Here is a 13,188-nt window from a genome sequence, read left to right as displayed (position 1 = left end):
CGGGTTAGAGTTGCTTCAACATTGTTTCGGCATCACTGACTTCATAACCGCCACCTTGCTCAAGATTCAGCTGCGTCACGACGCCGTTATCAATCACCATGGAATAACGCTGCGAACGCACACCCAGGCCGCGCTCGGTTAGATCAAGCTCCAAGCCCAATTGCTTGGTCCACAAACCGCTGCCGTCGGCCATCATGCGAATGCGCCCATTCACTTTCTGGTCACGCCCCCAAGCGCCCATGACGAATGCATCATTCACTGCCACACACCAGATTTCGTCGATGCCCGCTGCCTTCAAGGCATCGTAGTGCTCAAGATAGCTGGGGACGTGCTTGGCCGAGCAAGTAGGCGTAAAGGCGCCCGGCACCGCAAACACCGCTATTTTCTTGCCTTTCGCCAAATCGGCCACTTTGAACGCGTTAGGTCCGAGCGAGCACCCTTCTGTTTCAACTTCCACAAACTCCGTTAACGTTCCGTCTGGAATCTGATCACCTTTCTGAATTGCCATTTCGTTTCTCCACCTGGTTTAAATATGAACCCGCATTTTATACCCTGGGGATAACCCCAATGAAGGCCTTATTACGTATATCATTGTTCTTTTAAGTTGATATTTCCGACTATGAGTTCCCCTAACGACCCCGGTCTTACCTTAAGCCACCTGGATGAAAGCGGCCAAATCCGCATGGTGGATGTCGGCGGCAAACAAGCCACCCAGCGTAGCGCAACCGCGCAAGGCATCGTGCGCATGAGCAGCCAGGCTTTTGCTTTGCTCACCGCGAAAGAAAACGCCAAAGGCGACGTATTGAACACCGCGCGCGTGGCCGGTATTCTGGCCGCCAAACGATGTGCCGAATTAATTCCGCTGTGCCATAGCCTGCCGCTGAGCTTTGCCGGGATCGATTTTGAGCTGAACGAAGAGAAACACAGCATTACTGTTCGTTCAACCTGTCGCACCGATGCCAAAACCGGCGTGGAAATGGAAGCCATGACTGCCTGCAGTGTCGCCGCACTCACCATCTACGATATGTGCAAAGCGGCCGATAAAGGCATTATCATTGAACAGATCAAGCTGAAACATAAGTCGGGAGGTAAAAGTGGAGAATGGCACAGTGATTAATGTTCTGTACTTCGCCCAGGTTGCCGAGCTTACCGGCACCCGGCTGGAAAACTGGCCGCTGAATGAACCCATTACCGGCGAACAGTGGCTCAATGCGCTGGAACAGAAATACCCGCAACTGGCGCCCACGCGCCGTCTGAAACTGGCGGTGAACCAGTTTCATGTCAAGCCAAGCGCCGTTATTAATCCGGGTGATGAAGTGGCAGTATTTGAACCCGTTACCGGAGGCTGACATGGTTGTTGTACAAACGGAAGACTTCAACAGCGCCGAGCTCACCGCCGGTTTGCGCGAGCGCACAGCCAAACATGCCGGCGCACTTGTTACCTTCACAGGTTATGTGCGTGACTACGCCAGCGAAAAAGAAACACATACGCTGTTTCTTGAGCATTATCCAGGCATGTGTGAACGTGAAATCGGTGATATTTGTCAACAAGCGCAATCACGCTGGAACACTGCTGAGCCCGTTGTTGTGCATCGCGTGGGCGAAATGCATAACGGTGAGCAAATTGTTTTTGTCGGTGTGGCCAGTGCGCACCGGGGCGATGCATTTCGCGCCTGTGAATTCATTATCGACGCACTGAAAACACGCGCGCCATTCTGGAAACGTGAAACACTGGCAAACGGCGAGCAATTCTGGGTGCAGCAACGCGAGTCTGACGCCCGGAAAACCCAGGAATGGGAAACCAAGCAAGCATCGTAAAAAAGAAGGACCCCAGAACGTGACGAAAGCCACTTCCAACACGCCAAAGGTTGCGCTTAATTGCGCGGTACTCACTATTTCCGACACCCGAACTGCGGCCAACGACACATCGGGCGACTACCTAGCCCAGGCGGTTGCCGAAGCGGGCCATCATTGCGTGCGTCGCGATATCAGCAGCGGCAATGTTTATCACATTCGCAAAGTCATCAGCGACTGGGTTGCCGACCCCGATGTCCATATTATCCTGACCAACGGCGGCACAGGTTTCTCGCATCAGAAATCCACCGGCGCTGCCATTACGCCGTTACTCGACATGACCATTGCCGGTTTTGGCGAATTATTCCGCCATCTTTCATTTATTGAAATCGGTAGTTCAACATTGCAATCGGATGCCTTCGCAGGCGCCGCCAACAATACACTGGTTTTCTGCATGCCCGGCTCCACCAACGCATGCCGCACGGCATGGGAGCGCATTATTAAAGAACAGCTCGACAGCACGCATCGCCCGTGCAATTTCGCCACGCATTATTTAAAAACACTGAAAACGGACTAACCATGCTTGATTTCGATACCGCTCAGGAACACCTGGCCCAGGCGGCCACTGCCCCTACGCGCAAGGAAACCTGCTCACTGGAAGAGGCCCAGGGTCGCGTGCTGGCAACGGCTTTAAGCGCCCAGGTTGACCTGCCCCCGGCCGACAACAGTGCCATGGATGGTTACGCCATTCGACTGGTCGACTATAAAGCGGGCGCCGCCTTGCCCATTCAACAACGGTGCTTTGCGGGTGAAACGCCCGAACCATTGAAGCCGGGCCACACCATTCGTCTGTTCACCGGCAGCTTGATGCCTGAAGGCGCTGACACTGTTGTCATGCAGGAAGACACCACGGAAACCGACAACGCCATCGTCATCAACACGCCGCCGGTTGCCGGTGCGCACGTGCGCAAAAAAGGCGAAGATGTTGAAAAAGATCAGGAATTACTGCAACCCGGCACAGTGCTTGGGCCGGCCCAAATCGGTTTACTGGCCTCCCAGGGCATTAATCAGGTTGAAGTATGGGCGCGACTGAAAGTGGGCATTCTTACCACCGGCGACGAACTGGTTAGCCCTGGTCAAGCACTTGGTCCGGCACAGCTTTACAACTCCAACGGCGCCATGCTGGCCGCCCTGGTTTCACAGCTGGGTGCCGCCGTGGTACACCAGTTACATGCTACTGACACGCATGAATCAATTGAGTCGGCATTCAAAACACTGTTGCAAGACTGCGACCTGGTCCTGACCGTAGGCGGTGTTTCGGTTGGCGAGAAAGACTTGGTGAAGCCCACTATTGAATTATTGGGCGGCAAGCTGGATTTGTGGAAAGTCGCCATGAAACCCGGTAAGCCGGTGGCACTGGCCCAGGCACAGGGCACCCCTATTGTGTGCCTGCCCGGCAACCCCGTATCGGCATTTGTGGTTTGCGCCTTGCTGGTCTCGCCACTCATCCGCGCCATGCAAGGTCGCACCGAAACCCGTCCGCGTATCATGTATGGTCGTTTGCGTTCGAACCGCCAGTTCAATGAAACGCGCGAAGAGTTTTTGCGTGTGCAAACCAAATCGAATAACAACGGAGAGTTGTCGCTGGTTCCCTACGAGTTGCAAGGCTCGGCCATTATCAGCTCGCTGCCATGGGCTTCGGGGCTGGCTCGCATCCCGGCCAATACCGTCGTGAAAGACGAGGATATCGTTCGGTACTACGCATTCACCGATTGGCTGGTGTAATTACTCTAGTTACTCTCCCAGACGGCATCGCGCCCAGGCCAAATCTTCTGGCGTATTCAAATTGGCAAACAGCGCTTCGTCGTCGGTGAACGTTACCGGCACGGCCTGTTGCGCATGAAGCCACAGCAGTACTTTGCGATCGCCACCCAACAAATAGTGGTGTAAGGAAGCCGCCAGGCTTTGATGCACCAACATGCATAAGGGGTGGTCTCGATCTTTCGTGCGCGCATATGCCACTTTTGCCGGTGTTGACCACACTGCCTCGGCAAGGCGAACGTGCAAATCGTTTGGCAACCAGGGAATATCGACCGGCAATGTTAAAAGCCACGGTGTTGTCAGTACCGCCAGCGCCGTGGCCACACCTGCCAAAGGCCCAGCATGACCACCGTATACCGGGTCGTCAGCCAAGACGTGTGCAAACAAATGCCCTTGCTGTGTTTGGTTGGCACTCAACCAAACCTGGCCTGTACGCGTTGCAAGATAACGCTGCGCACGGGCAGCCAGTGTTTCTCCACTCAGTTCCAACACAGCCTTATCCGCCCCCATACGGCTGCCCTGCCCACCGGCTAAAACCAGACCGGTAACGTGATCAGCTGAAATGGGCTGCGTAGTCATGCATTATCCGCGTGATCATTTATTATTCGTGTAATCATCCGCCGATATAACTCATTTCAATCTTGCGACGCGAAACCGTTTCCTTACCGCGCTGCTCGGAATAGCGGTCGGTTCGGCCTTGCCAGATTCCGGCCAAGTGCGCGGCCAGCTCTTCGTTGGAGGCCCCACCGCGCAAAACGGCGCGCAAGTCGTAGCCCTGGTCGGCAAACAAACATAAATACAGGCGCCCCTCTGGTGACATGCGAGCGCGCGAGCAATCGCCGCAGAACGGATGCGACACGCTGGTGATCACGCCAATTTCGCCACTGCCGTCTTGATAGCGCCAACGCTCAGCCACTTCCCCCACGTAATCCGCCTTTACCGGCTCAAGTGGATACTGCGCGCCAATAAGGGCCAAAATTTCTTTGCCGGTCACTACTTCGTCCAGGTTCCAGCCATTTGTGGATCCCACGTCCATATACTCGATGAAGCGCAGCACGTGGCCGGAATTCCGAAAGTATTCCGCCATAGGCAAGATCTGGCTGTCGTTCAAACCCTTGCGAACCACCATATTGACCTTAACCGGTGCCAGCCCCACTTCAGCAGCGGCCTGTATGCCGTCAAGCACTGTCTCAACGGCCACTTGGCTATCGCTCATTTGCTCGAATAATGCCGGATCGAGCGCATCGAGGCTAACCGTCACCCGATTCAAACCCGCCTCTTTTAAGGCGGCCGCTTTTTTACGCAATAAGGTGGCATTGGTGGTTAATGTGAGCTCGACCGGGTCACCCTGCGGCGTGCGCAGCTGCGCCAGCATGGCTACCAGTTTTTCAATATCTTTACGCAACAGGGGTTCGCCGCCGGTTAAGCGAATTTTTTGCACGCCCTGGCTCACCGCCACCGAAGCAAGCCGCGTAATTTCCTCAAACGACAACAGCGACGCATGCGGCATGAACGGATAATTCGCGTCGAATACTTCACGCGGCATGCAATACGTGCAGCGAAAATTGCAGCGGTCGGTAACCGAAATGCGTAAATCGCGTAGCGGACGCTTGCGCGTATCCTGCAACGGCTGACCTTTTTGCCATTGCCCGGTTTGCAGCTCCACATCGCTTGCGCGCCCTTCCGGCGCCATGTAAAAAACTTTGCTCATTGCTTTTTGCCAAACTTGCGCGGCATCTACGCCACCTTCATTTTCGTTGCACCCAAAGGAAAGGCTTCCTCGAGTGCCAATACTTGCCCCATATTACGCGATTCATAGCCCGCCAGCCCTGCGACGTAATCGCGATATGCCTCGCCCTTCAGCAAGGCCAGTAACTGCTGCATTTGCGGTGTTTCCAGGCTGTCGCGATTCACTGCGAAGAAATAACGCTCTTTAGCCAGGGGTATAAACGCCAACCCACAACGCCAGGCCGCCGTTTCCACACCAATACCAACATCGGCCATACCGCTGGCGACATGGGCCGCAATCGCCATATGGGTGAATTCGCTACTGTCGTAACCCACCACTTGCGCCGTATCGATACCTAACCGGGACAGCATCAAACCCACCAACAACCGCGTACTGGATCCGGTTTGCCGGTTCACGAAACGCACATCGGGCTTAACCAGATCGGCAATGGTATGAATGCCCTTGGGGTTATCGGGGTGAACAAACATACCGGTATCGCGCTGCGCCAGATACACCAGACAATGACGATCCGTATCAAGCCATGGACTATAGTGCTCCAGAATAGGCTGTTCAAACTCACCTGTTGGAACCTGAAAACCTGCTAAATCGCATTCACCACGATTCAACGACGCCAATGCCTCGATAGCCGTGCGGTAACGCAACTCGATAGACAGCGTGTCGTGCTGCCCCGCCTGCTGAATGAGCCCTTCTACGGCAAAACCATGGCTGGCGTGCAAACGCAAGCGAGGCCGGCTTTCCGGATACAGACTGTCGAGCTCTTCCTGCAATTCCGACGACATACTTTGTAAAGTAGGCGCCAAACGCGCATCAACGCGGCGGTTGGCCCATAACAAATGCTGGGCAAACGGTGTTAAACGGGTACCCTGACGGCGACTGGTTTCCAGTAAACTGGTGTCGAACTCTTTCTCGGCCCGGCGCAACAAGCCCCATCCATGCCGATACGACAAACCGCTTTCACGGCACGCACCGGCAATGTGGCCCAAGGTATCAATGGCCGACAACAGGCGCAAAATATCGCCCAGCGCGAACACCTCGCCGCCCGGCTTTTCCAGTACCCATTCAGAACGTAGTCGCGCCTGGAACTTATATGTCATTTAGTTCATATTGAAACCAAGTGGTTTCCGCAGTAGATTATGGTTATTCAAGACTTTATTATGCACGTATACACATAATAAGTCATCAATTCAGACGTACTTCAGACTCCACGAATCTGGCTTAACAAGGATTTCCCATGACCACCCCAGCTTCCCCTGCTGCGGCACAACCCGCTTCAGACGCTGTGAAACAGGCCGCCCTTAATGCGGTCAACCGCTACGCCGGCCAAAAAGGCAACCTGCTTCCCGTATTGCACGACATCCAGCACGCGCTGGGTTATATCCCCGACGATGCCGTTCCCGTGCTGTCGGAAGCCCTGCAGCTATCACGCGCGGAAATTCACGGGGTGATCACGTTTTACCCGCATTTCCATTCCAAACCCATGGCACCTACCGTGCTGGAAATGTGCCGTGCGGAGTCCTGTCAGGCCATGGGCGCGAACAATCTTATTGATCACGCCCGCCAGAAACTGGGGTGCGATTTTCACGAAACCAGCCAAAATGGGCAGGTTTCCCTTGAGCCTGTTTACTGTCTGGGCCTGTGTGCGCAATCGCCCGCCGTGATGGTGAACGGGCAACCGCACGCACGCGTGACTCCTGCCAAACTCGACAAACTGCTTGGTGAGGGGGCCTGATCATGACCAACATTACTTTTTACGTTCCCCAAGATGCAGCCGCCCTGGCTGTAGGCGCAAACGACGTCGTGACCGCCATTCAGGCCGAAGCCAAGAAGCGTCAGTTAATGGTTAACATTATTCGCAACGGCTCACGTGGCATGCTGTGGCTGGAAACCCTGGTAGAAGTTGTCACCCCTGAAGGGCGGGTTGCTTACGGTCCGGTCGAGGCTGACGACGTTCCGGGTCTGTTCGATGCGGGCTGGCACGAAGGCAAGCCCGAACACTCGCTTTATCATGGTCTTACTGAAGACATTCCTTACCTGAAAAAGCAGCAGCGCCTAACCTTCGCGCGCGTTGGCATCATTAACCCGCTAAGCCTGGAAGACTACCAGGCGCACGGAGGCTATGAAGGGCTGAAAAAAGCGCTATCGATGGCACCGGAAAAAATTGTTGAAGAAGTCACCGAATCCGGTTTGCGTGGCCGGGGCGGTGCAGCTTTCCCTACCGGCATCAAATGGAATACCGTCCTGAAAGCCCAGGCCGACCAAAAATACATTGCCTGTAACGCCGACGAAGGCGATTCCGGCACGTTTTCCGATCGCATGGTCATGGAAGGCGACCCTTTTACGTTAATCGAAGGGATGACCATCGCCGGTGTTGCGGTAGGCGCAACCTATGGCTACATCTACTTGCGGTCGGAGTATCCCCAGGCAGCCGACGTCCTGAACAAGGCCATTGCCATCGCACGCGAAACAGGTTGGCTGGGCAACGATATTCAAGGCAGCGGCCACGCATTCGACCTGGAAGTGCGTATTGGCGCCGGTGCGTATATTTGCGGTGAAGAAACCTCCATGCTTGACAGCCTGGAAGGCAAGCGGGGCCAGGTGCGCTACAAGCCTCCCCTGCCTGCTCTGAAAGGCTTGTTCGGCAAGCCCACCGTCATCAACAACGTCATTTCACTGGCTTCAGTGCCCATTATTCTGGCCAAAGGCGGCGCCTATTACCGTGATTTCGGCATGGGCCGCTCCAAAGGCACGCTACCGTTCCAACTGGCGGGCAACCTGAAACAAGGCGGCCTGGTCGAGCTGGCCTTCGGCATCACCTTGCGCGAATTGTTGTACGACTTTGGCGGCGGCAGTGCCTCGGGACGCCCCTTGCGTGCCGTGCAGGTTGGCGGGCCGCTGGGTGCCTATCTGCCGGAATCCCAATGGGACATCCCGCTGGATTACGAGTCGTACATGAAGGTGAATGCCATGGTGGGCCACGGCGGCATCGTAGCCTTCGACGACACCGTCGATATGGCACACATGGCCGAGTATGCCATGGAGTTCTGTGCGGTCGAATCCTGTGGCAAATGTACGCCCTGTCGTATCGGCGCCGTTCGCGGCACCGAAGTCATTCAGAAAATCCGTCAGGATCACCAACGCGAACAACAGGTTCACCTGTTGCGCGACCTATGCGACACTATGTTAAGCGGGTCGTTATGTGCCCTGGGCGGCATGACCCCTTACCCTGTGCTGTCGGCACTTGAACACTTCCCGCAGGACTTCGGCCTTGAAGCCGCCCCTGCCGCCAGCCAAGCCTGATTCCGGAGCCCATTATGCTAGAAACTATCGCCAAACGAGAACGTGATTTCGGCACCCCCGCCCGGGTCAACACCGAAATGGTTAATGTCACTATCGACGGCAATGACTATCAAGTCCCTGTCGGTACTTCCGTTATGCGGGCAGCCGCCGAAATGGGCATTAACATTCCCAAGCTATGCGCCACCGACAGTCTGGAAGCCTTTGGCTCCTGTCGCCTGTGCCTGGTGGAAATTGAAGGCCGCCGTGGCTATCCGGCTTCGTGTACCACGCCGGTGGAAGAAGGGATGGTTATCCGTACCGAAACCCCGAAGTTGCACGACCTGCGTCGCAATGTCATGGAACTGTACATTTCCGACCATCCACTCGACTGCCTGACCTGCCCCGCCAACGGCGACTGCGAGTTGCAGGATATGGCCGGCGTGGTGGGTTTGCGCAACGTACGCTATGGCTACGAAGGCCAGAACCACCTGAATGATGCCACCGACGAGTCAAACCCCTATTTCTCTTACGATCCCTCGAAATGCATTGTATGCAGCCGCTGTGTGCGCGCATGCGAAGACATTCAGGGTACGTTTGCCCTGACCATCGACGGCAAAGGCTTTGAGTCGCGTATTGCCGCCGGGCAAAACGAAGACTTCCTGGGCAGCGAATGCGTTTCATGCGGGGCTTGTGTTCAAGCCTGCCCCACCAGCACGCTAACCGAGAAAACCGTCATCATGATGGGCCAGCCTGAACACTCGGTTGTTACCACTTGCGCCTACTGCGGTGTGGGTTGCGGCTTTAAAGCCGACATGAAAGGCGAAGAAGTCGTGCGTATGGTGCCCTGGAAAGACGGCAAAGCCAATCGCGGCCATTCTTGCGTGAAAGGCCGTTTTGCCTGGGGTTACGCCACGCACAAAGATCGCGTGCTCAAGCCCATGATTCGCAAGAAAATTACCGACCCATGGCAAGAAGTCAGCTGGGACGAAGCCATTAACTACGCCGCGGGTGAAATCAAACGCATTCAGGGGCAATACGGTCGTGATGCGGTTGGCGGCATCACCTCTTCGCGCTGCACGAACGAAGAAACCTACCTGGTTCAAAAGCTGGTGCGCGCCGCATTCGGGACGAACAATGTCGATACCTGCGCACGGGTTTGCCACTCTCCCACCGGCTATGGCCTGAAAACCACGCTGGGTGAGTCGGCCGGGACACAAACCTTCGATTCGGTCATGCACAGCGACGTCATTATCGTGATGGGGGCCAACCCCAGCGCCGCGCACCCGGTTTTTGCCTCACGTATGAAGCAGCGCTTGCGCGAAGGTGCCAAGCTTATCGTAATTGACCCGCGCCAAATCGAACTGGTGAGCTCGGCGCATATCAAGGCCGATTACCACCTGCCTGTGCGCCCCGGAACCAACACCGCCCTACTGACCTCGATGGCGCACGTCATTGCCACAGAGAACCTGATCGACGAACAGTTCGTTGCCGAGCGCTGCGAAGAAAAAGCATTCCGCGAATGGCGCGAATTTGTTTCTTTGCCGGAAAACTCACCCGAAGCCATGGAATCAGTCACCGGTGTACCCGCTGCCGACTTGCGCGGCGCCGCACGCCTGTATGCCACGCAAGGCAATGGTGCCATTTACTACGGTTTAGGTGTCACAGAACACAGCCAGGGCTCCACCACCGTCATGGCGATTGCCAACCTGGCCATGGCCACAGGCAACGTAGGCCGCGAGGGTGTCGGTGTAAACCCGTTACGGGGTCAGAACAACGTGCAAGGATCCTGCGATATGGGCTCCTTCCCGCACGAGCTGCCCGGCTATCGTCATATTTCCGATACCACGACGCGTAATGAGTTCGAACAGGCTTGGGGCGTTACGCTACAACCTGAACCGGGTCTGCGTATTCCCAACATGTTCGATGCCGCGCTCGACGGCTCGTTCAAAGCCTTGTACTGCCAAGGTGAAGACATTGTTCAATCTGACCCCAACACACAACATGTTATTGCCGCCATGAGCGCCATGGAGTGCGTCATTGTGCAAGACATCTTCCTGAACGAAACCGCCAAGTACGCCCATGTGTTCCTGCCCGGCTCTTCATTCCTGGAAAAAGACGGTACGTTCACAAATGCCGAGCGTCGTATCTCCCGTGTTCGTAAAGTCATGGAACCCAAAGCCGGTATGGGCGACTGGGAAGCCACTTGCGCGTTGTCCAACGCACTGGGCTACCCCATGAACTACAAACACCCCAGCGAGATCATGGACGAAATCGCCCGCCTGACACCCACCTTCAAAGGCGTATCATTCAAGAAAATCGACGAGTTGGGCAGTATTCAATGGCCTTGCAACGATGAAGCCCCCGAGGGCACCCCAACCATGCACGTGAATGAATTTGTGCGCGGTAAGGGTAAATTCGTGATTACCAAATACGTTCCCAGCGACGAGCGCAGCACGCGCAAGTTCCCGCTGTTGCTCACCACAGGTCGTATCCTGTCGCAGTACAACGTGGGGGCGCAAACACGTCGCACCGAGAATGTGGTTTGGCACAATGAAGACGTGCTGGAAATTCACCCGCAGGATGCCGAAGACCGCGGCGTCAATACGGGCGATTGGGTGGCTATTCAAAGCCGTGCAGGGGAAACTGTATTACGTGCCGACGTAACAGACCGTGTTCAGCCTGGCGTCATCTACACCACGTTCCACTTCCCGGAATCGGGTGCAAACGTCGTTACAACCGACTCTTCCGACTGGGCTACAAACTGCCCTGAATACAAGGTCACGGCAGTTCAGGTGAAACGCGTTACGCAGCCTTCTGAATGGCAAGCCAACTGGGCGGCGTTTTCCGACATGCAGCACAAGTTGCTCGACGAACGGATTCAGGACACCGCAACAGAAAACTGATCAGCCCTTTATGGCGTCGTTGAAACCTGCCCCTTCCTGGTGTCCGGCCGAACTATCAGCCGGACACCTTCGCGCGACTGTCTGGCGCCGGCACCCCGACAGTCATGTTCTATTGGCGGAACCCGACGAACTGGTCAACGAAGTGCCGATTGCCCTGGAATATAACGGCATCGCACATGCCACATTACTAGCGACCCCCAACGACCTGGAAGACTTCGCTTATGGCTTTTCGTATACCGAAGGCCTGATTCGCTCGGCGTCCGATGTTTATGATATTGAGCTGGAAGAAACCGAAAACGGGATTATTGTGGCGGTGACCATTGCCAGTGCGTGTTTAGACAGCCTGAAACGCAGACGGCGCGCCATGGCAGGACGCACCGGTTGTGGTTTGTGCGGCATTGAAAACCTGGAAGAAGTGGTTCGCCCGCTTCAACCCGTTGCCGCGCGACACGAGCGCCTTGCAACGTTTGCAATTATTCGGGCCGCGCAACAGTTGCGCAACGCGCAGCCTGTGCACAGTACAACCGGTGCATCTCATGCGGCGGCTTGGGCTGACGCCGATGGAACCCTGAAAGCGGTACGAGAAGACGTTGGTCGACACAACGCGTTGGACAAACTCATCGGCAGCCTGATTCGCAAACCTTTCGATCCGCAATGTGGATTTGCCGTTATTTCAAGCCGCGCCAGTTTTGAAATGGTGCAAAAATCGGCGGCAGCCGGTATTAACGCCCTGATCGCCGTGTCGGCCCCTACGGCCTACGCGGCACGTATGGCACAGAATTTAAATCTTTTTTTAGCGGGCTTCATGCGAGGTGAGTCTTTCACCGTTTACGCCCATCCCGAATATCTCAGCAAGGAAATATCGTCGTGAATATCGATCAACTCATTCATTTGGCCAACCGCATCGGAGACTTTTTCGACGCCATGCCCGACCGGGCTGAAGGTGTTGAAGGTGTCGCCAACCATATCGAGAAATTCTGGGAGCCCCGTATGCGGCGTCAAATACTTGAGTTTCTGGTAAGCAACCCCGAAGGCCGTACGGCCGAATCGGAACTTAGCCCGATTACGCTGGAGGCCCTGAATCAACATCGGGATCGCTTAATGCCCAAAACTTAAGCGTCTTTTTCTTCCTTTACGCGGTACACCAATACCGCCGTTTTCGCCAGGCTTAATACTTTAGCCGTGACACTACCCAGCAGCAACCGTGACAGGCCACTGCGACCATGACTACCGATAAAAATCAAATCGCAGCCATGCTCTTCGGCAGCCTGGACAACGCCATCCGCCACATTGAAATTGGTTGCTGAAACGGCTTGTGCCTTTACACCGGCGGTTTCAGCGCGATCGGTAACCGATTTTAAATATTTGTGGGCTTGTTCAGCGGCCGTCTTATCGTAGTCTTCATCGGTGATGGCATAAGCCGCAGCCATGCCGTCGAAGCCGACTGTTGCTGCAAAGGGTTGCGTAACATGCAAGGCCACCACTTCAGCACCGACCTTTTTGGCAAAACAAATACCTTTGTTTGCAGACTGAGTGGACAGTACGGAACCATCGGTAGGAATAAGAACTTTTTTGAACATGATTTTTAAGCCTCTGGTTTATTGTTAACGTAATGCTACGCATACCGTGTAAAAAAATAAAGCC

The 13,188-nt window shown here is 55.3% G+C and carries 15 protein-coding genes; 10 read left to right on the top strand and 5 right to left on the bottom strand.

The window, feature by feature from the left end; genetic code table 11:
- Positions 1 to 4: 4 nt before the first annotated feature.
- Positions 5 to 508 (bottom strand): peroxiredoxin, encoded by a 504-nt coding sequence (locus G9Q38_RS06485; protein ID WP_114421182.1) that lies wholly within the window; start codon positions 506 to 508, stop codon positions 5 to 7.
- Between the two features lie 111 nt (positions 509 to 619).
- On the opposite strand from G9Q38_RS06485, the gene moaC reads away from it, so the two are divergent.
- From moaC to G9Q38_RS06460, 5 genes are read left to right on the top strand one after another with little or no spacing between them, the layout of a single operon-like run.
- The gene (moaC, locus tag G9Q38_RS06480; RefSeq protein WP_166129085.1) at positions 620 to 1,117 is read left to right on the top strand and encodes a cyclic pyranopterin monophosphate synthase MoaC; all 498 of its coding nucleotides are present in this window, start codon (positions 620 to 622) and stop codon (positions 1,115 to 1,117) included.
- Positions 1,110 to 1,349 (top strand): MoaD/ThiS family protein, encoded by a 240-nt coding sequence (locus tag G9Q38_RS06475; protein ID WP_166129081.1) that lies wholly within the window; start codon positions 1,110 to 1,112, stop codon positions 1,347 to 1,349. Before moaC ends, G9Q38_RS06475 begins: the two co-directional genes overlap by 8 nt.
- Before the next feature lies 1 nt (position 1,350).
- Positions 1,351 to 1,818 carry a molybdenum cofactor biosynthesis protein MoaE gene (locus G9Q38_RS06470; RefSeq protein ID WP_166129078.1) on the top strand — a complete coding sequence of 156 codons (468 nt, stop codon included), beginning with the start codon at positions 1,351 to 1,353 and terminating at the stop codon, positions 1,816 to 1,818.
- 19 nt (positions 1,819 to 1,837) lie between these two features.
- Positions 1,838 to 2,371, top strand: a complete 534-nt coding sequence (moaB, locus tag G9Q38_RS06465; RefSeq protein ID WP_166129075.1) for a molybdenum cofactor biosynthesis protein B — start codon at positions 1,838 to 1,840, stop codon at positions 2,369 to 2,371.
- Positions 2,372 to 2,373: 2 nt separating this feature from the next.
- The gene (locus G9Q38_RS06460; RefSeq protein WP_166129073.1) at positions 2,374 to 3,579 is read left to right on the top strand and encodes a molybdopterin molybdotransferase MoeA; all 1,206 of its coding nucleotides are present in this window, start codon (positions 2,374 to 2,376) and stop codon (positions 3,577 to 3,579) included.
- Positions 3,580 to 3,588: 9 nt separating this feature from the next.
- On the opposite strand, the gene mobA is transcribed toward G9Q38_RS06460, so the two are convergent.
- From mobA to G9Q38_RS06445, 3 genes are read right to left on the bottom strand one after another with little or no spacing between them, the layout of a single operon-like run.
- On the bottom strand, positions 3,589 to 4,194 hold the full coding sequence (gene mobA / locus G9Q38_RS06455) for a molybdenum cofactor guanylyltransferase MobA (RefSeq protein ID WP_166129070.1): 606 nt from the start codon (positions 4,192 to 4,194) through the stop codon (positions 3,589 to 3,591).
- Positions 4,195 to 4,228: 34 nt separating this feature from the next.
- Positions 4,229 to 5,326: a GTP 3',8-cyclase MoaA gene (moaA, locus tag G9Q38_RS06450; RefSeq protein WP_166129067.1), complete on the bottom strand. Its 1,098-nt coding sequence runs from the start codon at positions 5,324 to 5,326 to the stop codon at positions 4,229 to 4,231.
- Positions 5,327 to 5,352: 26 nt separating this feature from the next.
- A complete protein-coding gene (locus tag G9Q38_RS06445; RefSeq protein WP_166129064.1) occupies positions 5,353 to 6,459 on the bottom strand; it encodes a substrate-binding domain-containing protein in 1,107 nt (368 codons plus the stop codon).
- Between the two features lie 137 nt (positions 6,460 to 6,596).
- On the opposite strand from G9Q38_RS06445, the gene G9Q38_RS06440 reads away from it, so the two are divergent.
- Genes G9Q38_RS06440 through G9Q38_RS06420 form a run of 5 tightly spaced genes read left to right on the top strand, consistent with a single transcriptional unit; the run spans position 6,597 to position 12,660 of the window.
- Positions 6,597 to 7,094, top strand: coding sequence for a formate dehydrogenase subunit gamma (locus tag G9Q38_RS06440; protein ID WP_166129061.1), 498 nt, complete (start codon positions 6,597 to 6,599; stop codon positions 7,092 to 7,094).
- Between the two features lie 2 nt (positions 7,095 to 7,096).
- Complete coding sequence (locus G9Q38_RS06435) at positions 7,097 to 8,662, top strand: formate dehydrogenase beta subunit (RefSeq protein ID WP_166129059.1); 1,566 nt, start codon at positions 7,097 to 7,099, stop codon at positions 8,660 to 8,662.
- A 14-nt stretch (positions 8,663 to 8,676) separates the two neighbouring features.
- Complete coding sequence (fdhF, locus tag G9Q38_RS06430) at positions 8,677 to 11,544, top strand: formate dehydrogenase subunit alpha (protein ID WP_166129056.1); 2,868 nt, start codon at positions 8,677 to 8,679, stop codon at positions 11,542 to 11,544.
- A gap of 10 nt (positions 11,545 to 11,554) precedes the next feature.
- Positions 11,555 to 12,415, top strand: coding sequence for a formate dehydrogenase accessory sulfurtransferase FdhD (gene fdhD, locus G9Q38_RS06425; protein ID WP_166129054.1), 861 nt, complete (start codon positions 11,555 to 11,557; stop codon positions 12,413 to 12,415).
- On the top strand, positions 12,412 to 12,660 hold the full coding sequence (locus G9Q38_RS06420; protein WP_166129051.1) for a formate dehydrogenase subunit delta: 249 nt from the start codon (positions 12,412 to 12,414) through the stop codon (positions 12,658 to 12,660). The genes fdhD and G9Q38_RS06420 overlap by 4 nt, the downstream gene beginning before the upstream one ends.
- On the opposite strand, the gene G9Q38_RS06415 is transcribed toward G9Q38_RS06420, so the two are convergent.
- Positions 12,657 to 13,124 (bottom strand): universal stress protein, encoded by a 468-nt coding sequence (locus G9Q38_RS06415; RefSeq protein ID WP_166129048.1) that lies wholly within the window; start codon positions 13,122 to 13,124, stop codon positions 12,657 to 12,659. The two genes, G9Q38_RS06420 and G9Q38_RS06415, sit on opposite strands and share 4 nt — an antisense overlap.
- Positions 13,125 to 13,188: the final 64 nt, after the last annotated feature.

It is taken from the genome of Pusillimonas sp. DMV24BSW_D, assembly GCF_011388195.1.
GTDB classification, from domain to species: domain Bacteria; phylum Pseudomonadota; class Gammaproteobacteria; order Burkholderiales; family Burkholderiaceae_B; genus Neopusillimonas; species Neopusillimonas aestuarii.
Note: the sequence above shows the minus strand (reverse complement) of the source record. Positions and strands in the feature narration are given on the sequence as shown.

Bases quoted from the DNA above. Each gene is read 5' to 3' on its own strand.
- G9Q38_RS06415 (WP_166129048.1), bottom strand. From the start codon at position 13,124: ATGTTCAAAAAAGTTCTTATTCCTACCGATGGTTCCGTACTGTCCACT.
- G9Q38_RS06460 (WP_166129073.1), top strand. From the start codon at position 2,374: ATGCTTGATTTCGATACCGCTCAGGAACACCTGGCCCAGGCGGCCACT.
- fdhD (WP_166129054.1), top strand. From the start codon at position 11,555: ATGGCGTCGTTGAAACCTGCCCCTTCCTGGTGTCCGGCCGAACTATCA.
- moaC (WP_166129085.1), top strand. From the start codon at position 620: ATGAGTTCCCCTAACGACCCCGGTCTTACCTTAAGCCACCTGGATGAA.
- G9Q38_RS06435 (WP_166129059.1), top strand. From the start codon at position 7,097: ATGACCAACATTACTTTTTACGTTCCCCAAGATGCAGCCGCCCTGGCT.
- G9Q38_RS06440 (WP_166129061.1), top strand. From the start codon at position 6,597: ATGACCACCCCAGCTTCCCCTGCTGCGGCACAACCCGCTTCAGACGCT.
- mobA (WP_166129070.1), bottom strand. From the start codon at position 4,194: ATGACTACGCAGCCCATTTCAGCTGATCACGTTACCGGTCTGGTTTTA.
- moaA (WP_166129067.1), bottom strand. From the start codon at position 5,326: ATGAGCAAAGTTTTTTACATGGCGCCGGAAGGGCGCGCAAGCGATGTG.
- G9Q38_RS06485 (WP_114421182.1), bottom strand. From the start codon at position 508: ATGGCAATTCAGAAAGGTGATCAGATTCCAGACGGAACGTTAACGGAG.
- fdhF (WP_166129056.1), top strand. From the start codon at position 8,677: ATGCTAGAAACTATCGCCAAACGAGAACGTGATTTCGGCACCCCCGCC.
- G9Q38_RS06470 (WP_166129078.1), top strand. From the start codon at position 1,351: ATGGTTGTTGTACAAACGGAAGACTTCAACAGCGCCGAGCTCACCGCC.
- G9Q38_RS06445 (WP_166129064.1), bottom strand. From the start codon at position 6,459: ATGACATATAAGTTCCAGGCGCGACTACGTTCTGAATGGGTACTGGAA.